Annotated in this window: 2 protein-coding genes; both read right to left on the bottom strand. The window is 76.4% G+C overall.

The window, feature by feature from the left end:
* Positions 1–14 precede the first annotated feature (14 nt).
* Positions 15–4,946, bottom strand: coding sequence for a type I polyketide synthase (locus GXP74_RS17870; RefSeq protein ID WP_182452454.1), 4,932 nt, complete (start codon positions 4,944–4,946; stop codon positions 15–17).
* 87 nt (positions 4,947–5,033) lie between these two features.
* On the bottom strand, positions 5,034–25,943 hold the full coding sequence (locus tag GXP74_RS40420) for a type I polyketide synthase (protein WP_225448017.1): 20,910 nt from the start codon (positions 25,941–25,943) through the stop codon (positions 5,034–5,036).
* Between the last annotated feature and the right edge of the window lie 8 nt (positions 25,944–25,951).

Here is a 25,951-nt window from a genome sequence, read left to right as displayed (position 1 = left end):
CCCGGTCCCACCGGTCACAGTCCCAACTTGTCGATGAAGTCGTAGAGCTCGTCCGCTCCGGCTTCGGCCAGCTCGGCGCCCGCGGTCCGCGGTCCGGTCTCGCCCAGCCGGGAGAGCGCCGCCCGCAGCCGCTCCACCAGCTGGTCCCGCTGCCCGGTTCCGGCGGGCAGCGCGGTCAGCTCGGTCTCGATCCGGTCGATGTCCTCGGCCAGCCGGGCGAGCGGGTCGACGGTCGGCGGCGCCAGCTCGGCGACCAGGTGGGCGGCCAGCGCGGCGGTGGTGGGGTGGTCGTAGATCAGCGTGCTGGGCAGGGCCAGACCGGTCAGCGCGGCCAGCGTGTTGCGGAACTCCACCGCCGTGAGCGAGTCGAAGCCCAGTTCCCGCAGCGGGGTCCGGTCGCCGACCTGGTCGTCGCCGGTGTGGCCGAGCACCCGCGCCACCTGGCCCCGGACCAGCCCGCGCAGCCTGCGGTCCTGCTCCTCGGCGGACAGCCCGGCGAGTTCGGCCAGCACCGCCGCCGCGGCCGGGCCGCTCTCCGGCCCGGGGCCCGCGCCGGGGGCCGGGAGCAGCGCGTGGACGTCGGTCAGCTCGCGCAGCAGCGGGACCTGCCGGACGTCGCCGAGCGCGGCCGAGATCTGCGGCCAGTCGACGTCCATCACCGCCAGCGCGGTCTCGGCGTCGTCCAGTGCCTGGCCGATGACCCGCAGCGCCGCCCGCGGGTCCATCGGGCGCATCGGGCCGCCGTCCAGCCGCTGCCGGACGCTCTCGGCGGAGTCGGCCATGCCGCCCCCGGCCCACGGGCCCCAGGCCAGCGCGGTGCCGGGCAGGCCGCGCCCGCGCCGGTGCTCGGCCAGGGCGTCCAGGTAGGCGTTGGCCGCCGCGTAGTTGCCCTGGCCGCCGCCGCCGAGGGTGGCCGCCGCCGAGGAGAACAGCACGAACGCCGCCAGGTCCAGACCGGACGTCAGTTCGTCGAGGTGGGTCGCGCCACCGGCCTTCGGGGCGAGTACCCCGGCCAGCCGGGCCGGGGTCATCCGGTCGAGCACGCCGTCGTCGAGCACCCCGGCGGTGTGCATCACCCCGGCCAGCGCCGGTCCTCCGGCGGCGATCCGGCCGAGCAGCCCGGCCACCTCGTCCCGTTGGGCCACGTCTCCGGCCAGTACCGCGACCTCGGTGCCCGCTTCGGCCAGCCGGGCGGCCAGCGCCGGAACCCCGGCGGCGCCCGGTCCGGAGCGGCTGGTCAGCGCCACCCGGGCGGTGCCGCGTTCGGCCAGCCAGTCGGCCAGTTGCCCGCCGATGGCGCCGGTTCCGCCGGTGACCAGCACCGTGCCGCGCGCGAAGCGCTCCAGCACGGCCGACTCGTCGGGCCGCGGCACCGGCCGCCGGGCGCGGACCAGTCGGCGGCCGAGGATCCCGGCCGACCGGATCGCCACCTGGTCCTCGCCCTGTCCGGCCAGTACCGCGGCCAGCCGCGCGCCGGTCCGCTCGTCCAGCACCGGCGGCAGGTCGATCAGCCCGCCCCAGCGGTCGGGCTGCTCCAGGCCGACCACCCGGCCCAGGCCCCACACCTGCGCCTGGACCGGCCGGGCCAGTGCCTCCTGGGCGCCGACCGTGACCGCGCCCTGGGTGGCCACCCACAGCGGCGCGGCCAACCCGGCGTCGCCCACGGCCTGGACCAGGCCCGTGGTCGCGGCCAGGCCCACGGTCACCTCGGGGCAGCCGGCCAGCGGGGACTCGTCCAGGGCCAGCAGCGACAGCACCCCCGCCACCTCGGTGGCCTCGGTCAGCGCCGCGCCGACGCGGGCGGCCAGCGCCTCCCGGGAGACCTCCGCCGGGTCGACCGGCAGCAGCACGGTCCGACCGCCCCGCGCGGTCAGCAGCCGGGCGATGTCCTCGGCCTGGTCCTGTCCGGCCTTGCCGGTGACCAGCAGCCAGGTGCCGGGCAGCGGTGCCGGTTCCGGGTCGCGCAGCGGCGCCCAGGAGATCCGGTAGCGCCAGTCGGCGACCGCCGCCTCCTCCCGGTCGCGCTGCCGCCAGGACGCCAGTACCGGCAGTACCTCGCTGAACGGCCGCTCTCCGTCGACCTCCAGCGCCCCGGCCAGTCCGGCCAGGTCGCCGTGCTCGACGGCGGCCCAGAACCGCGCCTCGGCCTCGGTGCCGCTGCCCGCCGCCGGTCCGCCGGTCGGCGCCGCCTGCGAGCCCTGCGGCCAGAACCACTGGTGCTGGAACGCGTAGGTGGGCAGGTCGATCCGCTGCCCGGGTTCCAGCACCGCCGCCCAGTCCACGGTCGCCCCGTGCGCGTGGGCCTTGGCCAGTCCGGTCAGTGCCGCCTCGGCGGCGGGCAGCGCCGGGTTCAGCAGCGGGACGAACTGCGCGCCCTCGGTGAGGGTGGCCGCGCCCAGTGCGGACAGGGTCGTGTCCGGGCCGATCTCCAGGAACACCGTCACGCCGAGACCGGCCATGGTGGTCACCGCGTCCGCGAAGCGGACGGCGGCGCGGGCCTGCTCCGGCCAGTAGCCGGGCTCCGGCGCGGTCATCGATGCTCCGGACAGCGCGCCGACCCAGGCCACGGTCGGCGTCGCGTGCGGCAACTGCGCTGCCAGTGCGCCCAGTTCGTCCAGCACCGGGTCCATCCGGGCGGAGTGGAAGGCGTGGCTGACCCGCAGCCGCCGTACCCGTCGGCCCTGCTCCCGCCAGTGGGCGAGCAGCTGGTCGACGGCTGACTCGTCGCCGGAGACCACCACCGACGACGGGCCGTTCACCGCCGCCAGCGACACCCCGTCCGCCTCGGCCAGTCCGGGCAGCAGCTCGGCCTCGGTGGCCGCGATCGCGCCCATCGCGCCGCCCTCGGGCAGCGCCTGCATCAGCCGGGCCCGGGTCGCGACCAGGCGGCAGGCGTCGGCCAGGGTGAGCACCCCGGCCGCGTGCGCCGCCGTGATCTCGCCGACCGAGTGCCCCGCCACCGCGTCCGGGACCACCCCGGCCGCCGCCAGCAGCGCCAGCAGGCCGACCTCGACCGCGAACAGCCCGGTCTGCGCGAACACCGTCCGGTCCGCGCGCGGGTCGTCCGCGCCGTCGCCGAGCACCACCTCCCGGATCGGCAGCCCGAGTTCCGCCTCCAGCAGCGCGCAGGCCCGGTCGAAGGCCGCCGCGAACACCGGCGAGGCGGCGTACAGCTCGCGGCCCATCCCGGCGCGCTGCGCGCCCTGACCGGCGAACAGGAAGCCGACCTTGGCCGTCCGGCCCGCCGGAACCGTCCCGGTGACCACTCCGGCCGCCGTCTGGCCTCCGGCCAACGCGGCCACGCCCGGAAGCAGTTCGTCGGTACCGGCGCCGAGCACCACCGCGCGGTGGCCGAACACCGCGCGGGTGGTCGCCAGCGACCAGGCCACATCGGCCGGGTCGAGCCCGGCTGGTCCGCGCCCGGCGCCGACCAGCCGTCCGGCCTGGGCCGCCAGCGCGGCCTCGGTGTGCCCGGACAGCAGCCACGCCGTCGGGGCGCCGACCAGGACCCGCCGCGCCACCGCGACCGGCTCGGCCGCGCCCTCCGACTGCTGCTCGGCGCCCCCGGTGGGCGCCTCCTCGATGATCACGTGGGCGTTGGTACCGCTGATCCCGAACGCGGACACCCCCGCCCGCCTCGGCTGCTCGCCCGCCGGCCAGGGCTGCTGCTCGGCCAGCAGCCGGACCTCACCGGCGCTCCAGTCCACGTGCGGCGAGGGCTCCCCCGCGTACAGGGACTGCGGCAGCAGGCCGTGGCGCAGGGCCAGCACCATCTTGATGATCCCGGCCGCGCCCGCCGCCGCCTGGGTGTGCGCGATGTTCGACTTCACCGACCCGAGCCACAACGGCCTTCCCTCCGGCCGGTCCTGACCGTACGTCGCCAGCAGCGCCTGCGCCTCGATCGGGTCGCCCAGGGTGGTGCCGGTGCCGTGCGCCTCCACCACGTCCACGTCCGCCGCCGACAGCCGGGCGCTCTCCAGCGCGGCCCGGATCACCCGCTGCTGCGAGGGGCCGTTCGGCGCGGACAGGCCGTTCGAGGCGCCGTCCTGGTTCACCGCGCTGCCGCGCACCACCGCCAGTACCCGGTGCCCGTGGCGGCGCGCGTCGGACAGCCGCTCCACCGCCAGCACCGCCGCGCCCTCGCCCCAGCCGGTGCCGTTCGCGCCGGCCCCGAAGGACTTGCAGCGGCCGTCGGACGCCAGGCCCTGCTGGAGTGCGAAGCCGACGAACGAGCCCGGGGTGGCCATCACGGTCACCCCGCCCGCCAGCGCCAGCGTGCACTCGCCGGAGCGCAGCGCCTGGATCGCCAGGTGCAGCGCCACCAGCGAGGACGAGCAGGCGGTGTCCACGGTCACCGCCGGGCCCTCCAGGCCCAGCGTGTACGACACCCGGCCGGAGATCACGCTGGCGGCGGTGCCGGTGAGCAGGTAGCCCTCCGAGCCGCTGCCCTCCAGGCCGGTGCCGTAGCCGAGGAAGCTGCCCCCGGCGAACACCCCGGTCCGGCTGCCGCGCAGCGAGCGCGGGTCGATCCCGGCGCGCTCCAGGGCCTCCCAGGAGGTCTCCAGCAGCAGCCGCTGCTGCGGGTCCATCGCCAGCGCCTCACGCGGCGAGATCCCGAAGAACGCCGGGTCGAAGTCGCCCGCGTCGTGGATGAACCCGCCCTGGGCCGCCGTCGAGGTGACCCCGTCGAGCCCGAGCGCGCCCAGCATCCCGGTGTCCCAGCCCCGGTCCACCGGGAAGCCGGAGACCGCGTCCGTGCCCGCGGCCAGCAGCTCCCAGAACTGCTCCGGACCGCGCACCCCGCCCGGGAAGCGGCAGCCCATCCCGACGATCGCGATCGGCTCGCTCAGCGACGCCATGAAGCGCTTGTTCTGCCGCCGCAGCCGCTCGTTGTCCACCAGCGAGCCCCGCAGCGCCGCGACCAGCTCTTCCGTATCCGATGCCACGGTGGGCTCCTGTTCAGTCTTGCTGACGTGGGTTGACGGGGGTGGTCCGGGCCGTGGTCCGGGCCGTGGACGTCACGACTGCGGACGTCACAGCAGGTCGTCCGCCCCGGCCCGGTCGCGGGCCATCCGGAGCAGGTCGGCGACCCCCATGTCGGCGATGCTGACGGCCTCCTGGTCCGGCTCGGGCTCGGCGTCGGCGGCGTTGGCCAGCTGCAGGATCGGGTCGAGCAGTCCGGCCCCGCGCAGCAGGCTGAGCGGAACCGACGCCAGGATCTGCCGCAGCTCGGCCTCCTCGTCGTTCTCGGCGCCGCCGCTCTCGCCGAGCGAGGGCAGCAGTTCCGCCTTGAGGAACCGGGCCAGCCCGGCCGGGGTCGGGTAGTCGAAGATCAGCGTGGCGGGCAGCCGCTGCCCGGTGGCCATGGACAGCCGGTTGCGCAGTTCGACCGCCGTCAGCGAGTCGAAGCCGAGCTCCTGGAAGGCCTGTTCCGCGCCGACGGCGTCCGGGGAGTCGTGTCCGAGCACCGCCGCGACCTCGGCCCGGACCAGGTCGGTCAGGATCCGGTCCTGTTCGGCCGGGGACTGCGCGGCCAGCTGGGTGATCAGCTCGCCCAGCGCGACCGGCTCCGGACCGGCGCTGACCGCCGGGACCAGCTCCCGGACGTCGGACAGCTCCCGCAGCAGCGGCACCTGCCGCAGGTCCCCCATCGCCGACGCGGACTGCACCCAGTCCACGTCCATGATGCTGAGCACGCCGTCGGCGTCCTCCAGCGCCTGCCCCATCACCTGCACCGCCAGCTGCGGGTCCATCGCCTTCAGCGGACCCCGGCCGACCCGCTGCCGGACCGTGGTGTCGGCCTCGGCCATGCCGCCGCCGGCCCACACCCCCCAGGCCAGCGAGGTACCGGCCAGGCCGCGTCCGCGCCGGTGCTCCACCAGGGCGTCCAGGAAGGCGTTCGCCGCCGCGTAGTTGCCCTGGCCGCCGCCGCCGAAGGTCGCCGTCGCCGAGGAGAACAGCACGAACGCGGCGAGGTCGAGCCCCGCCGTCAGCTCGTCCAGGTGGACCGCGCCACCGGCCTTCGGCGCCAGTACCCCGGCCAGCCGGGCGGCGGTCATGCCCTCCAGCACGCCGTCGTCCACCACGCCCGCGGTGTGCATCACCCCGGTCAGCGCCGGGCCCCCGGCGGCCGTCCAGCCGAGCAGCCCGGCCACGTCGGACCGCTGTGCCACGTCCCCGGCGAGTACCGCCACCGCTGTCCCGCGCTCGGCCAGCCGGGCCGCCCGCCGGGCGACCCCGGCCGCGGCCGGTCCGGACCGGCTGCACAGCAGCACCCGGGCGGTGCCCAGTTCCGCCAGCCAGTCGGCGACCTGCCCGCCGATCGCGCCGGTACCGCCGGTGACCAGCACGCTGCCCCGGGCGAAGGCCTCGCCGACGGGCGTGCCCGCCAGTCCGGCGGAACCGGACCGCGCCAGCGGACGCCGGGCCCGGACCAGTCGGCGGCCCAGCAGGCCGGTCGGGCGGATCGCCACCTGGTCCTCGCCGCACCCGGCGAGCACCCCGGCCAGCCGGACCCCGGCCCGGTCGTCCAGCACCGGCGGCAGGTCGATCAGCCCGCCCCAGCGGTCCGGATGCTCCAGACCGACCACCCGGCCCAGGCCCCAGGTCTGCGCCTGGACCGGCTGGGACAGGGTCTCCTGCGGGCCGACCGCGACCGCGCCCCGGGTCAGCAGCCACAGCGGCGCGCCGAGCAGCGCGTCGCCCAGGGCCTGGACCAGGCCGACCGTCCCGGCCAGACCGGCGGAGACCTCGGGGCGGTCGGACAGCGGCGCCTCGTCCAGCGCCAGCAGCGACAGCACCCCGGCCACCGGCGCGGCCGGGTCCGTCCCGGCCCGGGCCGCGCCGATCGCGTCGGCCAGCGCCGCCCGGTCGGCCTCGGCGGCGACCGGCACCAGTACCGTCCGGGCGCCGACGGCGGTCAGCGCCCGGGCGCACTCCTCGGCCGGGGCGAGTCCGGCCGGTCCCGCGACCAGCAGCCAGGTCCCGGTCAGCGTGACCGGCGCCGGGTCGGTGACCGGCGTCCAGTTGATCCGGTAGCGCCAGTCGGCGACCGCCGACTCCTCCCGGTCCCGCTGCCGCCAGGACGCCAGTACCGGCAGCACCTCGCTGAACGGCCGCTGCCCGTCCACGTCCAGCGCCCCGGCCAGTCCGGCCAGGTCGCCGTGCTCGACGGCGGCCCAGAACCGCGCTTCGGCCTCGGTGCCGCTGCGCCCGCCGCCGCCGGGCGCGCTCGGGGCCGGGGCCATCGCCGTCCCGGCCCAGAAGCGCTTCCGGGCGAAGGCGTAGGTGGGCAGCTCGATTCGCTGCCCGGCGGGCAGCACGGCCGTCCAGTCCACGTCGACGCCGCGCACGTGGGCGCGGGCGAGGGCGGTCAGTACCGAGTCGGCGGCGGCGGTACGGGCCCGCAACAGCGGGACGAACTCGCCATCCGTGTCGAGCGCGGCGGACCCGAGCGCCGACAGGGTTCCATCCGGGCCGACCTCCAGGAACACCGTCACCCCCTGGGCAGCCAACGCGGCCACCGCGTCCGCGAAACGGACCGGCTGCCGAGCCTGCGCCGCCCAATACCCCGCCTCCGCAACCACAACCGGCTCACCAGTCAACGCCCCCACCCACGACACCACCGGCACCCCATACGTCAACCCCGCAGCCAACTCACCCAACTCCGACAACACCGGATCCATCCGAGCCGAATGGAACGCATGACTGACCCGCAACCGACGCACCCGCCGACCCCGACCCCGCCAACTCTCCAACAACTCCTCCACCGCACCCTCATCACCCGACACCACCACCGACGACGGACCGTTCACCGCCGCCAACGACACCCCCACCCACCCATCCAAACCCTCAGCCAACTCCGCCTCACTCGCCTCAACCGCACCCATCGCACCACCCTCAGGCAGCCCCTGCATCAACCGAGCCCGCGTCGCCACCAGACGGCAGGCATCCTCCAGCGACAACACCCCAGCCGCGTACGCCGCCCCCACCTCACCAACCGAATGACCAGCAACCGCGTCCGGCACGATCCCGACCGCCGCCAACACCGCCACCAAACCCACCTCCACCGCGAACAACCCGGTCTGCGCGAACACCGTCCAATCCGCACGCGGATCGTCATCCGCCTCCCCCAACACCACCTCCCGCACCGGCAAACCCAGCTCAGCCTCCAACAACACACACACCCGATCGAAAACCGCCGCGAACACCGGCGACGCCGCGTACAACTCACGGCCCATCCCAGCCCGCTGCGCACCCTGACCGGCGAACAGGAAGCCGACCTTGGCCCGACCCACCGGGACCGTGCCGGTGACCAGCGAGGGGGCCGAACCACCGGCCGCCAGCGCCGCCGAGCCCGCCAGCAGTTCCGCGGTGCCCGCGCCCAGCACCACCGCCCGGTGTTCGAACCGGGACCGGGTGGTGGCCAGCGACCAGGCCACGTCGGCCGGGTCCAGGCCCGCGTCGGTCCGCACCAGCCCGGCCAGCCGCCCGGCCTGCGCCGCCAGCGCCTCGCCGGTGCGCCCCGAGAGCAGCCACGCGGGCGGAGCCCCGAGCAGTACTCGCGGCTGCTCGGCGGGCTCCGGGCGGGCCGCCGCGGCCGGTGCCTCCTCGACGATGACGTGGGCGTTGGTGCCGCTGATCCCGAACGCCGAGATCCCGGCCCGGCGCGGGCGCTCGCCGACCGGCCAGGGCGCGGCCTCGGTCAGCAGCCGGGCCTCGCCCGTGCTCCAGTCCACGTGCGGCGAGGCCTCGTCCACGTGCAGGGTGCGCGGCAGCAGCTGGTTCTCCAGCGCCAGCACCATCTTGATCACCCCGGCCACCCCGGCGGCGGCGCCGGTGTGCGCGATGTTCGACTTCACCGAGCCGAGCAGCACCGGCCGGTCCTCGGGCCGGTCCTGACCGTAGGTGGCCAGCAGTGCCTGGGCCTCGATCGGGTCGCCGAGCACCGTGCCGGTGCCGTGCGCCTCGACCGCGTCCACGTCGGCGGGCGACAGCCGGGCGTTGGCCAGCGCGGCCCGGATCACCCGCTGCTGCGAGGGACCGTTCGGCGCGGTCAGACCGTTCGACGCGCCGTCCTGGTTGACCGCGCTGCCGCGGATCACGGCCAGGATCCGGTGGCCGTGGCGCCTCGCCTCGGAGACCCGCTCCAGCAGCAGGATCCCGGCGCCCTCGCCCCAGCCGGTGCCGTCGGCGTCCGCGCTGAAGGACTTGCAGCGCCCGTCGGCGGCGAGGCCGCCCTGTCGGGAGAACTCGGTGAACAGACCCGGTGTCGCCATCACCGTCGCGCCACCGGCCAGGGCCAGCGTGCACTCGCCCGACCGCAGCGCCTGCGCGGCCAGGTGGATCGCCACCAGCGAGGAGGAGCAGGCGGTGTCCACGGTCACCGCCGGGCCCTCCAGGCCCAGCGCGTAGGACACCCGGCCGGAGATGACGCTGCCCGCGCTGCCGGTGATCCCGTAGCCCTCCTGGCCGATGCCGTACCAGGTGCCGCCGTAGCCCCCGGCGAAGACGCCGGTGGCGCTGCCGCGCAGGGTCGCCGGGTCGATGCCCGCGCGTTCCAGCGCCTCCCAGGAGGTCTCCAGCAGCAACCGCTGCTGCGGGTCCATCGCCAGCGCCTCACGCGGCGAGATCCCGAAGAACGCCGGGTCGAACTCGGCCGCGTCGTAGAGGAATCCGCCGAGCCGGGTGGTCGAGGCCGCGCCGTCCTCGCCGGTGTAGATCGTGTCGGTGTCCCAGCCGCGGTCGGTCGGGAAGCCCGCGACCGCGTCGGCGCCGCCGCGCAGCAGGTCCCAGAAGTGCTCGGGGGTGTCCGCGCCGCCGGGGAACCGGCAGCCGATGCCGACGATCGCGATCGGCTCGTCCGGCGCCGCCGCGGCCACCACGGGTCGCGCCACGGGATCGGGGCGGGCCGCGCCCCGGGACTCCAGTTCCGTGCGCAGGTGCGCGGCCAGCACCGACGGGACCGGGTAGTCGAAGATCAGCGTCACCGGCAGCTTCAGCCCGGTGGCCGCGGACAGCCGGTTGCGCAGCTCGACGGCGGTCAACGAGTCGAAGCCGACGTCGCGGAACGCCCGACCGGCCTCCATCGTCTCGTTGGGCGCGTGCCCGAGCACGGCCGCCGCGTGCGCGCGGACCAGGTCGGTCAGCGTCCGGTCGGCCTCGGCCGGGGACAGCCCGGCCAGCTGCGCCCGCAGCGCCTCACCGGCCGAACCGCTGGCCGCGACCGCGCGGTTGACGCCGCCGGACAGGCTCCGCAGCAGCGCCGGGACCTGCGCGTTAGTACCGGCCTGGGCGACCTGGGCGCGCAGCCCCGCCACGTTCAGCCGGGCCGGGACCAGCAGCGCGTCGTCCAGGGTCAGCGCCAGGTCCAGCAGCGCCAGCCCCTCGTCGGCGGACATCGCGCCGATGCCGCCCCGGGTCATCCGCTCGCGGTCGCCCGCGCTGAGGTGGCTGGTCAGGCCGCTGGTGTCGGCCCACAGGCCCCAGGCCAGCGAGACCGCGCTCAGGCCGGTGCCGCGCCGGTGCGCGGCCAGGGCGTCCAGGAAGGCGTTCCCGGCCGCGTAGTTGCCCTGTCCGGCGGCGCCGAAGGTGGCCGCCGCCGAGGAGAACAGCGCGAAGAAGTCGAGGTCGAGCCCGGCGGTGAGCCGGTGCAGGTTCCAGGCGGCGTCCGCCTTGGGCCGCATCACGGCGTCGACCCGGTCGGCGGTCAGCGAGTCGATGACGCCGTCGTCGAGTACCCCGGCGGTGTGGACCACGCCGGTCAGCGGGGTCCGGGCCGGGATCGCGGCCAGCAGTCCGGCCAGCGCCGACGGGTCGGCGACGTCGCAGCCGACGATCCGGGTGTCGGTCCCGGCCTCGGCCAGCCGGGCCGCCAGCGCGGCGGCGCCGGTGGCCAGCGCGCCGCTGCGGCTGGCGAGCAGCAGTCGGCCGGCGCGGCCGGTGGCGGCCAGGTGCTCGGCGACCAGTCCGGCCAGGGTGCCGGTGCCGCCGGTGATCAGCACGGTTCCGGCCGGGTCGCGCGGCTTGGCCGGGGCGGGCGCGGCGGCCGGGCGGACCAGCCGCCGACCGTAGCCGTGGCCGGCCCGGATCGCCAGCTCGGGCTCGCCCGAGCCGAGGGCGGCGGCGAGCACGCCGACCGCCTCGGCGGTGACCGCCGGGCCGCCGGGCAGGTCCGCCAGCACCAGGCGTCCGGGATGCTCGGACTGCGCCGAGCGGACCAGGCCCCAGGCGGCGGCCGCCGCCAGGTCGGTGACCGGGTCGCCGCTCCCGGTGGCGACGGCGCCACGGCTGACGACGACCAGCCGGGCCTCGTCCAGGACGTCCGCCGCCAGCCACCGCTGGACCAGTTCGAGTACCTGGACGGTGGTCCGGCGGGCGGCCCCGGCCAGGTCCGGGTCGGTGTCGGAGGCGGTCGCGCCGCCGCCGATCAGGGCGAGCACCAGCTCCGGGCCGGGTTCGGCCGGGTCCAGCGCCGCGACCAGCGCGCCGAGGTCGGGGTGGGTGTCGACGTCGACCCCGGCGGCGGTGAGCGCGCCGGTGAGGTCGGCGCCCTGGTCGCCGAGCACCGCCCAGCGACCGGCCGAGGCGGCCACCGGGACCGGCACCCGCACCCAGTCCACGCCGAACATCGCGTCCCGCAGCCGTCCGCCGCCGCCGTTCAGCCGCTCGGCCGGGACCGGCCGCAGCGTCAGCGACTCGACCGCCAGCGCCGGGGTGCCGGTGGCGTCCACCGCGAGCAGCGACAGCTGTCCGGCGGCGGGGCGGCTGATCCTGGCGCGCAGCGCCGGGGCTCCGGCGGAGTGCAGGGTCAGCCCGCTCCAGCCGGAGGGCAGCAGCACCTCGGCCGGACCGGCGGTGGGCCAGCCGTCCCCGGCGACCGCGACCGCGTCCAGCAGCGCCGCCGACAGCGCCGGGTGCAGCCCGAACGCCGCCGCGCCGGAGCCGCCGCCCTCGGGCAGGGCGAGCTCGACCAGCAGGTCGTCGCCGTCCCGCCAGGCGGCGCGCAGCGGCCCCTGGGCCGCCTCGTCCGGCTCGACCAGCGGGACGGCTCCGCTCGGCGGCCAGACCGCGAAGGCGGCGGACAGCGCGGCGTCGGCCGCCCGGTCCTGGTCCAGTCGGCCCTGGGCGTACCTGGTCCACGGCTCGTCGGACTGCGCGCGGCGGGCGTAGACCTCGACCGTGCGCTGTCCGTCGGCGTCCGGGTCGCCGACCGCGACCTGGAGCTGGAGCGGCGCTCCGGCCGCCACCGTCAGCGGTTCGGCCGGGGTGAGTTCGACGATCCGGGGGCAGCCGACCTGGTAGCCGGCCACCACCGCGAGCTCGGTGAGCACGGTCGCGGCGGCGGTCGGCTCGGCCAGCCACGGCTGCTCGGCCAGGCTGAGCCGACCGGTGATCACCAGCCCGGCGGCGTCGGCGAGTTCGACGCTGGCGCCGAGCAGCGGGTGGCCGACCGGGTCGAGCCCGGCCGAGCCGAGGTCCCCGGCGCCGCTGAGTGCCGACCGGTACCAGTACCGCTCGTGCTGGAAGGCGTAGGTCGGCAGCGGGATCCGGCGCGCGGCCGGGAGCACCGACTGCCAGTCCACGGCGACGCCGTGGACGTGCACCTCGGCCAGGGCGGCCAGCGCCCGGGCCGGGCCGCCGTCCTCCCGGCGCAGGGTGCCGGTGACCACCCGGGCGGACGGCTGGTCCAGGCCGTCCAGGGTGGCCTGGACGGCGGTGGTCAGCACCGGGTGCGCGGAGGCCTCGACGAAGACCGCGTACCCGGCCTCGCCCAGCGCCCGGACGGCGTCGGCGAAGCGGACCGGCGCGCGCAGGCTGGCGTACCAGTACCCGGCGTCGGCCTCGGGGCCCTCCAGGAACTCGCCGGTCATCGCGGACAGCATCGGCAGCCGTCCGGCCTGCGGCGTGGTCGGCTCCAGCAGGGTCAGGATCCGCTCGCGCAGCTCCTCGACCTGCGGGCCGTGCGAGGCGTAGTCGACCGGGAGCCGTCGGGCCCGGATCCCGTCCGCCTCGCACGCGGCGGCGAGCGTGTCCAGGGCGTCCGGGTCGCCGGAGACCACGGTGGCGTCCGGGCCGTTGACGGCGGCGATGTCGACCAGCGCGGCCAGTCCGTCGCTTCCGGCGAGTCGCAGCGCGACCGCGTCGGCGGACTCGGCGAGCGACAGCATGCCGCCGCGTCCGGAGAGCGCGGTCAGTGCCCGGCTGCGCAGCGCCACGATCCGGGCCGCGTCCTCCAGGGTCAGGATCCCGGCGACCACGGCGGCGGCGATCTCCCCCTGGGAGTGTCCGACGACGGCGTCCGGGTGCACCCCGGCGGCCTGCCAGAAGGCCGCCAGCGACACCATCACCGCCCACAGCGCGGGCTGGACGACGTCCACCCGGTCCAGGCCCGGCGCGCCGTCGCGGCCGTTCAGCACGTCGTCCAGGGACCAGTCGACGTACGCCGACAGGGCCTGGTCGCACTCGGCCAGCCGGGCCGCGAACACCGGCGACGAGGCCGCGAGTTCGCGTCCCATCCCGGCCCACTGCGAGCCCTGGCCGGGGAAGACGAACACCACCCGGCCGCCACCGCCCCCGGCCGGGACGGCGCCGGTCACCGCCGCCGCCGACGGTAGGCCGGTGGCCACCGCCTCCAGTCCGGAGAGCAGTTCGGCCCGGTCCCGTCCGAGGACCACGGCCCGGTGCTCGAACACCGAGCGGGTGCTCGCCAGCGACCAGCCGATCTCGGCCGGGTCGGCGGCGCGCGCGGTGGCGTCGGTGGCGAGGAACCCGGCCAGCCGGTCCGCCTGCCCGGCCAGACCGGCGGCGGTGCGCCCGGAGACCAGCCAGGCGGCGCCGTCGGTCAGCACCGACGGCACGGTCGGCGCGGGCGGCTCCGGCTGCGGCTCGGCCTCCTCGATGATCAGGTGGGCGTTGGTGCCGCTGATGCCGAAGGAGGAAACCCCGGCCCGGCGGACCCGGCCGCCGACCGGCCAGGGCTGCGGCTCGGCCAGCAGTTCGACCGCTCCGGCTGCCCAGTCGATGTTCCGCGCGGGCTCGTCGGCGTGCAGGCTGAGCGGCAGTCGCTGGTGCTGGAGCGCCAGCACCATCTTCATCACCCCGGCGGCCCCGGCCGCGCTCTGGGTGTGCCCGAGGTTGGACTTCACCGAGCCGAGCCACAGCGGCCGGTCCTCCGACCGGTCCTGGCCGTAGGTGGCGAGCAGCGCCTGGGCCTCGATCGGGTCGCCCAGGGTGGTGCCGGTGCCGTGCGCCTCCACCACGTCCACATCGGCGGCCGAGAGCTTGGCGTTGGCCAGCGCGGCCCGGATCACCCGCTGCTGCGAGGGACCGTTCGGCGCGGTCAGACCGTTCGACGCGCCGTCCTGGTTGACCGCGCTGCCCCGGATCACGGCCAGCACCGGATGTCCGTTGCGGCGGGCGTCGGACAGCCGCTCCAGCAGGATCATCCCGGCGCCCTCGGCCATGCCCATGCCGTCGGCGGAGGCCGAGAACGCCTTGCAGCGGCCGTCCTCGGCCAGGCCGCGCTGGCGGGAGAAGCCGACCAGGGCGCCCGGCGTGGCCATGATGGTGACGCCACCGGCCAGCGCCAGCGAGCACTCACCGGAGCGCAGCGCGGACGCGGCCAGGTGCATCGCGACCAGCGCCGAGGAGCAGGCGGTGTCGACGGTGACCGCCGGGCCCTCCAGGCCCAGCGTGTAGGAGACCCGGCCGGAGATGACGCTGGTCGAGGCCCCGGTCATCAGGTGCCCCTCGGAACCGCCGCCGCCGGACGCGCCGTAGCCCCAGGACGAGCCACCGGCGAAGACCCCGGTGTGCGAGCCGCGCAGGCTGAACGGGTCGATCCCGGCGCGTTCCAGGGCCTCCCAGGAGATCTCCAGCAGCAGCCGCTGCTGCGGGTCCATCGCCTGCGCCTCGCGCGGGCTGATGCCGAAGAACCCGGGGTCGAACTCGGCGGCGTCGTGCACGAATCCGCCGGAGCGGGCGTAGGACGTCCCGGCCTTGTCCGGGTCCGGGTCGTACAGCGCCTCAAGGTTCCAACCGCGGTCGTCGGGCAGCCGACTGATCGCGTCCCTGCCCTCGACCAGCAGCTCCCACAGTCCCTCGGGGTCGTGGATGCCGCCGGGGAAGCGGCAGCCCATGCCGACGATGGCGATCGGCTCCCCGGCCGCCGCCGCGCTGACCGCGGGCGCCGTGACGTCCTGGACCAGCACGCCGAGCAGTTCCGCGCCCAGGTGCCCGGCCAGGACGGTGGTGGTGGGGTAGTCGAAGACCAGGGTGGCCGGCAGCCGCAGCCCGGTGGCCTCGTTCAGCCGGTTCCGCAGGTCGACCGCGGTGAGTGAGTCGAAGCCGAGGTCGCTGAACGCCCGGCCGGGTTCGATCGCGTCCGGCGAGGCGTGTCCCAGTACCGCCGCGACCTGGGTGCGGACCAACTGGACCAGCAGCCGGTCGCGTTCGGCGACCGGCACCCGGGCCAGCCGCTGCCGCAGCGCGCTGGAACCGGCCCCGGTGTTCACCGCCGGGGCCACGCCGGTACGGATCGGACCGGCCAGCGCGTGCAGCAGCGTCGGCAGGGCGCCGCCGCGCGCGGCCTCGGCCCGCAGTCCGGCGACGTCCAGCCGGAACGGCACCAGGTGCGCCTCGTCCCGGGCCAGTGCCAGGTCGAGGACGGCCAGGCCCTCCTCGGCGCCCAGTTCGGCGGTACCGCTGCCGGTGGCCCGGGCCAGCAGGCCCTGGCTGAGGTTCCGGCCGATCCCGGCCCCGGCCACCCAGGCGCCCCAGGCCAGCGACAGACCGGGCAGTCCGGCCGCCCGGCGGTGGGCGGCGAGGGCGTCCAGGAAGGCGTTACCGGCCGCGTAGTTGCCCTGGCCGCCGCCGCCGAAGGTGGCCGCCGCCGAGGAGAACAGTACGAACAGGTCCAGCCGCTGACCCTCGGTCAGCTGGTGCAGGATCCAGGCCGCGTCGGTCTTCGGCCGCAGCACGGCGTCGACCTGGGCGGCGGTGAGCGAGCCGATCACGCCGTCGTCGACGATCCCGGCGGTGTGCACCACACCGGTCAGCGGGCACGCCTCCGGCAGCCCGGCCAGCAGCCCGGCCACCGCCTCGCGGTCGGCGACGTCGGCCGCCGCGATCCGCGCCTCGACGCCCGCCCCGGCCAGGTCGGCGGCCACCGCGGCGGCGCCGGGCGCGGCCGGACCGGAGCGGCTGACCAGCAGCAGGCTCCGGGCCCGACCGGTGGCCGCCAGGTGCCGCGCGGTCAACGCGGCGAGGGTGCCGGTGCCGCCGGTGACCAGCACGGTACCGGGGGCGGGCGCGGTTTCCCCGGTCGGCTCGGCTTCGTCGAACAGACCGGCCGGGCGGACCAGGCGGCGGCCGAGCAGGCGCTGCTCGCGGACCAGCAGTTCCGGTTCGGCCGAGCCGAGCGCGCCGAGCAGCACCCCGGCCTCGGCCGCGTGCGCGTCGACGAGGTCGGGGCCGGGGTCGGCGGGCAGGTCGATCAGTACCAGGCGGCCGGGGTTCTCCGACTGCGCCGAGCGCAGCAGCCCCCGGACCGCGGCGGCGGCCAGGTCGGTCACGTCCTCGCCGGTCCGCGCGGCGACCGCGCCCCGGGTGACCACGACCAGCCGGGTGTCGGCCAGCGCGTCCAGTGCCAGCCACTGCTGGAGCAGCGCCAGCACCTGGTTGGTCAGCCGCCGGGCGGCCTGCCCCTGGTCGGCGCGGTCGGACTCGCCGCCGCCGACCGGGAGCAGCAGCAGCTCGGGGACCGGGTCGCCGGAGTCCACCAGCGCGGCCAGGTCCGGGTAGCCGGCCACGCCCGTCCCGGCCGCGGCCAGGCCCTCGGCGAGGTGGTGCGCGTCGGCGCCGAGCACGGCGCAGCGCACGGCCGCCGCGGCCGGCTTGCCGCTCGGGACCGGCACCCAGTCGACCCCGAACAGCGCGTCCCGCAGCGCGTTCCCGGCTCCGGCCGGGGCCGCCGCCACCGGCCGCAGCACCAGCTTCCCGACCGCGACCACCGGCGTACCGGCGCCGTCGACCGCGAGCAGCGACACCGCTCCGTTCGGGTCCTGCCGCAGCCGGGCGCGCAGCATGGTCGCGCCCGCCGCGTACAGCGACACGTCCGACCAGACGAACGGCATCCGGGGACCGGCCTCGGCCGAGGCGGTCAGCCAGACCGCCTGCAGGGCCGCGTCCAGTACCGCCGGGTGCAGCCCGAACAGCGCCGCGTTGCTCTCCGTCCGCTCCGGCAGCGCCACCTCGGCGAAGACCTCGCCGTCGCGCTGCCAGGCCGCGCCCAGGCCCCGGAAGGCCGGGCCGAAGGCCTGACCGGCCGCCGCCAGCGCTTCGTACAGGCCGTCCACGCCGAGCGCGGTGGCGCCCTCCGGCGGCCACACCGCGAAGTCGGCGGTGTCCGCTTCGCCGGTCGCGCCGACCGGGCCGACCCGCCCGGCCGCGTGCCGGGTCCACTCGGCGCCGCTGTCCTGCGGCCGGGCGAAGATCTCCAGCTCCCGCAGGCCGTCCTGGTCCGGGCCGCTCACGGTGACCTGGACCTGGACCTCCTCCTGCGGCAGCAGCACCAGCGGGGCGGCCAGGGTCAGTTCGTCGATCCGGGTGCAGCCGACCAGGTGTCCGGCCACCACCGCGAGTTCCACGTAGCCGGTGCCGGGGAAGAACGCCGTACCGCCCAGCACGTGGTCGCCCAGCCAGGGCTGGGTCCGTGCCGACAGCCGTCCGGTGATCACCAGGCCGTCGCCGTCGGCGAGTTCGACCGCCGCGCCGAGCAGCGGGTGGCCGATCGAGTCCAGTCCGGCGGAGCGCAGGTCCCCGGCGCCCGCCGCCGACGGCAGCGGCCAGAACCGCTGGTGCTGGAACGCGTAGCTGGGCAGGTCGATCCGGGCTCCGCCGGTCAGCACCCCGGGCCAGTCCACGGCCACGCCCCGGACGTGCACCTCCGCCAGCGAGGCCAGCATCCGCGCGACGCCGCCGTCCTCACGGCGCAGCGTCCCGGCGACCACCGGCGCCGCGCCGGGCGCGGCGGCGCTGTCCTCCAGGGTGGCGCCGATGGCGGCGGTGAGCACCGGGTGGGCCGAGACCTCGATGAAGACCCCGTAGCCGTCCTGGCGGCAGACCCGGACGGCGCGGTCGAACTGGACCGGGGCGCGCAGGCTGGCGTACCAGTACTCGGCGTCGGCCTCGGGTCCGGCCAGGTGCTCGCCGGTCATCGCGGAGACCATCGGCAGTGTGCCCGGTCGCGGGCTGATGCCGGACAGCAGCCGCAGGATCTCCTCGCGGAGCTCGTCCACCTGCGGGCCGTGCGAGGCGTAGTCGACCGGCAGGATCCGGGCCCGGACGCCGTCGCGCTCGCAGGCGGCGGCCAACTCCCGCAGGGCGTCCGGGTCGCCGGAGACGACGGTGGCGTCCGGGCCGTTGACGGCGGCGACCGCGATCCGGTCGGCGTGGGCGGCCAGCCGGGCCTCCACCAGGGCGACGGGTTCGGCGACGGAGAGCATGCCGCCGCGTCCGGACAGCGCGGTCAGCGCCTGGCTGCGCAGCGCCACCACCTTGGCGGCGTCCTCCAGGGTGAGGATCCCGGCGACCACGGCGGCGGCGATCTCGCCCTGCGAGTGGCCGACCACCGCGTCCGGGGTGACCCCGGCGGCCTGCCAGAGCGCGGCCAGCGAGACCATGACCGCCCACAGCACCGGCTGGACGACGTCCACCCGGTCCAGGCCGGGGGCGTCCGCGCGGCCGTTCAGCACGTCGGTGAGCGACCAGTCCACGTAGGGCGCGAGCGCCTGCTCGCAGGCGGCCAGCCGGGCCGCGAAGACGGGGCTGCCCTGGGCCAGTTCCCGGCCCATTCCGGCCCACTGGGAGCCCTGGCCGGGGAAGACGAAGACGGTGGGGTCGGTGGTGCCAGCGGCCGTGCCGGTCACCAGACCGGCGGCCGGGTGCCCGGCGGCGACCGCGGACAGGCCGCTCAGCAGCTCGTCCCGGCTGCCGCCGAGGACGACGGCGCGCTGTTCGAACGCGGAGCGGGTGGCGGCCAGCGACCAGCCGACGTCGGCCGGGTCCAGCTCCGGGTCGGCGGCGACCCGGGCGGCCAGCCGCTCGGCCTGGGCGGCCAGACCGGCCGGGGTCTGCGCGGAGACCAGCCAGGCGGTGGTCGCGGGCGGCAGGTCGGCCTCGAACACGGCGGGAGCGGACGGGGCCGCGGGCGCGGGTGCGGCGGCCGGGGCGGCCGGGGGGTCCTGCAGGATCAGGTGGGCGTTGGTGCCGCTGATGCCGAAGGAGGAGATCCCGGCCCGGCGCGGGCGGCCGTTGACCGGCCACGGCACCGGCTCGGTGAGCAGCCGGACGTCGCCCATGCTCCAGTCGACGTGCGTGGACGGCTCGTCGGCGTGCAGGGTGACCGGCAGTTCGTGGTGCCGCAGGGCGAGCACCATCTTCATCACCCCGGCCACCCCGGCGGCCTGCTGGGCGTGGCCGATGTTGGACTTCACCGAGCCGAGCCACAGCGGCTTGCCCTCGGGCCGGTCCTGGCCGTAGGTGGCGAGCAGCGCCTGGGCCTCGATCGGGTCGCCCAGGGTGGTGCCGGTGCCGTGCGCCTCGACCGCGTCCACGTCGGCGGCGGAGAGTCCGGCGCTGGCCAGGGCCGCCCGGATCACCCGCTGCTGCGAGGGGCCGTTCGGCGCGGTCAGGCCGTTCGACGCGCCGTCCTGGTTGATCGCGCTGCCGGCCAGCACCGCGAGCACCGGGTGGCCGTTGCTGCGGGCGTCGGAGAGGCGTTCCAGGACGACCATGCCGGAGCCCTCGCCGAGCGCCATCCCGTCGGCGTCGGCGGAGAACGCCTTGGAGCGGCCGTCGGCGGCGAGCGCGCGCTGCTGGGCGAAGCTCAGGAACTCGGCCGCGTCCACCATGATCATCACACCACCGGCCAGCGCCAGCGAGCACTCTCCGGTGCGCAGCGCGGCGGCGGCCAGGTGCAGCGCGACCAGGGAGGAGGAGCAGGCGGTGTCGACCGTCACCGCCGGGCCCTCAAGACCGAGGGTGTACGACACCCGGCCGGAGATGACGCTGGGGACGTTCCCGGTGAGCAGGTGCCCCTCGGCGCCGTCGCCGGTCGCGCCCAGCGCCGAGTAGCCGGAGGCGGCGGCGCCGACGAAGACGCCGGTCATCGAGCCGCGCAGCGAGGTCGGGTCGATGCCGGAGTTCTCCAGTGCCTCCCACGAGGTCTCCAGCAGCAGCCGCTGCTGCGGGTCCATGGCGATCGCCTCGCGCGGGCTGATCCGGAAGAACGCCGGGTCGAACTGGCTTGCGCCGTCGAGGAATCCGCCCTCGTTGGTGTAGGAGGTGCCGAGGTTGTCGGGGTTCGGGTCGTAGAGCGCGGCGGTGTCCCAGCCGCGGTCGTCGGGGAACCGGGTGATGGTGTCGGTGCCGCTGCTGAGCATCCGCCACATGTCGTCCGGGGTGTCCACGCCGCCGGGGAAGCGGCAGCCCATGCCGACGATGGCGATCGGGTCGCCGGTGACGGCGGCGACCGTGGTCGCGGTGACCGCGGAACCGACGCCGACCAGCTGGTCGGCGAGGTGGGCGCTGAGCGCGCGCGGGGTCGGGTAGTCGAAGACCAGGGTGGTGGCCAGCCGCAGGCCGGTGGCCGCGTTCAGCCGGTTCCGCAGGTCGACGGCGGTGAGCGAGTCGAAGCCGAGGTCGCTGAAGGCCCGGTTCGGCTCGATCACCTCCGGCGAGGCGTGCCCGAGTACCGCCGCGACCTGGGTGCGGACCAGCTGCACCAGGATCCGCTCGCGTTCGGCCGCCGACACCCGCGCCAACTGCTGGTGCAGCGCACCCGATCCGGCGCCGGTGTTGACCGCCGAGGCGACGCCCGGGCGGATCGGTCCGGCCAGCGCGTGCAGCAGCGGCGGCAGCGCCCCGCCGCGCGCGGCGGCGGCGCGGAGCGCGGCGACGTCCAGCCGGAACGGCACCAGCAGCGCCTCGTCCCGGGCCAGCGCCAGGTCGAGCAGGACCAGGCCCTCCTCGGCGCCCAGTTCGGCGGTACCGCTGCCGGTGGCCCGGGCCAGCAGGCCCTGGCTGAGGTTCCGGCCGATCCCGGCCCCGGCCACCCAGGAGCCCCAGGCCAGTGACAGACCGGGCAGTCCGGCCGCCCGGCGGTGGGCGGCCAGGCCGTCCAGGAACGCGTTACCGGCGGTGTAGTTGCCCTGTCCGGCCCCGCCGAAGGTGGCCGCGGCCGAGGAGAACAGCACGAACAGGTCGAGCTCGCGGCCCGCGGTGAGCTGGTGCAGGATCCAGGCCGGATCGGTCTTCGGCCGCATCACCGCCGCCACCCGCTCGGCGGTGAGGGTCCCGATGGTGCCGTCGTCGACGATCCCGGCGGTGTGCACCACACCGGTCAGCGGGTGCGCCTCCGGCAGCCCGGCCAGCAGCCCGGCCACCGCCTCGCGGTCGGCGACGTCGGCCGCCGCGATCCGCGCCTCGACGCCCGCCCCGGCCAGGTCGGCGGCCAGTGCGGCGGCACCGGGCGCGGCCGGACCGGAGCGGCTGACCAGCAGCAGGCTCCGGGCCCGACCGGTGGCCGCCAGGTGCCGCGCGGTCAGCCCGGCCAGCGTGCCGGTGCCGCCGGTGACCAGCACCGTGCCGGGGACCCGCTCGGCCGTCCCGGCCGGGTCCGGGGGAACGGCGGCCGGGCGGACCAGGCGGCGGCCGTGGGCCCGCTGCTCGCGGATCGCCAGCTCCGGCTCGGCCGAGCCGAGCGCACCGGCCAGCACCCCGACCGCGACCGGGGGTTCCGGGCTGTGGTCGGCGGCGGGCAGGTCCACCAGGACGAACCGGCCCGGGTTCTCCGACTGCGCCGAGCGCAGCAGGCCCCAGACCGAGGACGCCGCCAGATCGGTCACGCCCTCGCCCGGCAGCGCCGCGACCGCGCCCCGGGTGACCACCACCAGGCGGCTGTCGAGCAGCGGCTCCAGCGTCAGCCAGTGCTGCGCGGTGTCCAGCGCCTCGATCGCGAGCCGCCGGGCCGCGCCCGCCTGGTCGCCGTCGGCGGGCTCGGCGCCCTCGACCCCGAGCAGGACCACCTCGGGTACCAGGTCGCCGGACTCGGCCGCCGCCGCGAGCGAGGCCAGATCCGGGTAGATGCTGAGTTCCACCCCGGCCTCGGCCAGTCCCGCCGCCAGGCCGAGCGGGTCGGCGCCGACCACGCCCCAGCGTCCGACCGGGGCCGAGGACACCGGGACCGGAGTCCACTCCACGCCGAACAGCGCGTCCCGCAGCGCGTTCCCGGCGGTCGGCTGCGGCGACGCCGCCACCGACCGCAGCTCCAGCGAGCCGACCGAGACCACCGGCGTACCGGCGGCGTCGACCGCGAGCAGCGACACCGCCCCGTCCGGGCCCTGCCGCAGCCGGGCCCGCAGCCGGGTCGCGCCCGCCGCGTACAGCGACACGTCCGACCAGAGGAACGGCATCTGGGCGCCGGTCTCGGGCGCCCGGGTGAGCCAGGCCGCCTGCAGGGCCGCGTCCAGCACCGCCGGGTGCAGGCCGAAGACGGCCGCCCCGGCCGCCGTCTGCTCCGGCAGCGCCACCTCGGCGAAGACCTCGTCGCCGCGCCGCCAGGCCGCGTTCAGGCCCTGGAAGGCCGGGCCGAGGTGCTGCCCGGCCGCCGCCAGCGCCGGGTACAGGCCGTCGAGCGGGATCGGCTCGGCGCCCTCCGGCGGCCAGACCGCGAAGTCCTCGCCGCTCGCCTCGGCCGGTGCCACCGCGCCGACGCGCCCGGCCGCGTGCCGGGTCCACTCGGCGCCGGTGTCCGCCGGACGGGCGAAGACCTCCACCGTGCGCAGGCCGTCGTGATCCGGGCCGCCGACGGTGACCTGGATCTGCACCTCCTCGTCGGGGAGCAGCAACAGCGGTGCGGTCAGCGTCAGTTCGTGGATCCGGGTGCAGCCGACCAGGTGTCCGGCGACGGCCGCCAGCTCCAGGTGGCCGGTACCGGGGAAGTAGGCCGTGCCGCCGACCAGGTGCTCCCCCAGCCAGGGTTGGGCCCGCACCGACAGTTGCCCGGTCAGCAGCAGGCCCTCGCCGTCGGCCAGTTCCACGGCGGCGCCGAGCAGCGGGTGCCCGACCGAGTTCAGGCCCGCCGCACGCAGGTTGCCCACGCCCCCGGCCAACGACGAGGGCCAGTAGCGCTGGTGCTGGAACGCGTAGGTGGGCAGGTCGATCCGGTGTCCGGCGGGCAGTACCGCCGACCAGTCGACCTCCACCCCGTGTACGTGCACTGCCGCCAGTGAGGCCAACAACCGTGCCGCGCCGCCGTCCTGACGCCGCAGCGTGCCGGTCACCACCGGCTCCAACCCCAGCCCCTCCAACGTCGCGGCCGTCCCCGAGGTCAGCACCGGATGCGGCGACACCTCGACGAACACCCCGTACCCGTCCCGCCCCAACCGCTCGACCCCACGCGTGAACTGGACGGTGGAACGCAGGCTGTCGTACCAGTACCCCGCACCCGCCTCCGCGCCGTCCAGATACTCCCCGGTCATCCCCGACACCATCGGAACCACCGCCACACCCGGCGCGATCCCCTCCAACCCGGACAGCACCGCCTCCCGAATACCCTCCACCTGCGGACCGTGCGGCGCGTAGTCCATCGGCACGAACCGCGTCCGCACCCCGTCCCGCTCACACTCCGCCGCCAACACCTCCAACGCCTCCACCACACCCGAAACAGCCACCGCCGCAGGACCGTTGACCGCCGCCACACTCACCCGGCCATCCCCACCCCGCAACCGCTCCTCCACCACCCCCAACGACGCCGCAATCGACAACACCCCACCCCGACCCGCCAACCCCACCATCGCCTGACCCCGACGCGCCACCACCCGCGCACCATCAGCCAACGACAACACCCCAGCCACACACGCCGCCGCGATCTCCCCCTGCGAATGCCCGACCACCGCATCCGCACGAACCCCCGCCGCCTCCCACACCGCCGCCAACGACACCATCACCGCCCACAACGCCGGATGCACCACATCCAACCGCGACAGACTGTCCGCATCACCCAAAACCTCAAACAGATCCCACTCCACAAACGGCGCCAACGCCTCCCCACACTCCGCCAACCGCGCCGCGAACACCGGCGACACCGCCGCCAACTCCAACCCCATCCCCACCCACTGACCACCCTGCCCAGGAAACACAAAGACCGTGCGGCCCACACTGCCTCCGGCCGGGAGCGCGCCGGTGACCAGGCCGGGCGACGGTTCGCCGGTGGCCAGCGCGGTCAGGCCCGCGGCCAGTTCCGGGCGGTCCGCGCCGATGACGACGGCGCGGTGCTCGAAGGCGGCCCGGGTGGTGGCCAGCGACCAGCCGACGTCCACCGGGTCCAGCTCCGCGACACCGAACCCGGACAGCCGCTCCGCCTGGGCGGCGAGTCCGGCGGCCGTCCGGGAGGAGACCAGCCAGGCCGGTCCGCCGTTGAGGGCCCTGGGCCGCTCGGCCCCGGCCTCGGGGGCCGGGGTGTCGCCGCCCTCGGCCTCGGTCGGGAGGTCGGCCGGGGCCTCCTCGACGATGAGGTGGGCGTTGGTGCCGCTGATGCCGAAGGCGGAGATCCCGGCGCGGCGCGGCCGGGCCCTGCCGGTCTCGTCCGCCGCGCCGGGGGTCCACGGCCGGGGGTCGGTCAGCAGCCGGACCTCGCCCGCCGACCAGTCGACCCGGGGCGTGGGCTCGTCCACGTGCAGGGTGCGCGGCAGTCGCTGGTGGCGCAGGGCCTGCACCATCTTGATCAGGCCCGCGGCGCCGGCGGCGGCCCCGGTGTGGCCGAGGTTGGACTTCACCGAGCCGAGCCAGAGCGGCTGCTCCGGGGTGCGGTCGCGGCCGTAGGCGGCCAGGATCGCCTGGGCCTCGATCGGGTCGCCGAGCACGGTGCCGGTGCCGTGCGCCTCGACCGCGTCCACGTCGGCCGGGGACAGCCGGGCGTTGGACAGCGCGGCCCTGATCACCCGCTGCTGGGCCGGGCCGTTGGGGGCGGACAGGCCGTTGCTGGCACCGTCCTGGTTGACCGCGCTGCCACGGATCACCGCGAGCACCGGGTGCCCGTTGCGGCGCGCGTCGGAGAGGCGCTCCAGCAGGAACATGCCCGCGCCCTCGCTCCAGCCGATGCCGTCGGCGGCACCGGCGAAGGCCTTGCATCGGCCGTCCGCCGCCAGGCCGCCCTGCTCGGCGAAGTCGGCGAAGGAGTCGGGGTTGGCCAGTACGGTGACCGCACCGGCCAGCGCCATCGTGCACTCCTGCGAGCGCAGCGACTGCACCGCCAGGTGCAGCGCCACCAGCGCCGAGGAGCAGGCCGTGTCCACGGTCACCGCCGGGCCCTCCAGGCCCAGCGTGTACGAGATCCGGCCGGAGATCACGGCGGTCAGGCCGCCGGTGAGCATGTAGCCCTCGGTGCCCTCGATCCCGGCGACGCTCACGCCGTAGCCGGAGTTGGTGCCACCGGCGAAGACGCCGGTCCTGGATCCGCGCAGGGTGGCCGGGTCGATCCCGGCCTGCTCCAGCGTCTCCCAGGTGACCTCCAGCAGCATCCGCTGCTGCGGGTCCATCGCCAGCGCCTCACGCGGGCTGATGCCGAAGAAGCCGGGGTCGAACCGCGGCGCTTCCTGGACGAACCCGCCGGTCTTCACGTACCTGGTCTCGGTGCCGGAGAGGACCGCCTCCCAGCCGCGGTCCTCGGGGAACCCGCTGATCGCGTCACCGTCGGCGGCCACCAGGTCCCAGAGCTCCTCCGGGTTGTGCACCCCGCCCGGAAAGCGGCAGCCCATGCCGACGATGGCGATCGGCGCCCAGGACGAGGCGGTCAGCTGCCGGTTGCGCTGGCGGAGCCGATCCGTTTCCTTGAGGGAAGCCCGCAGGGCGTCGAGAACCTTGTCGGCCGGCATGGCCATTACGACAA

Source organism: Streptacidiphilus sp. P02-A3a, from assembly GCF_014084105.1.
Taxonomy (GTDB): Bacteria; Actinomycetota; Actinomycetes; order Streptomycetales; family Streptomycetaceae; genus Streptacidiphilus.
Note: the sequence above shows the minus strand (reverse complement) of the source record. Positions and strands in the feature narration are given on the sequence as shown.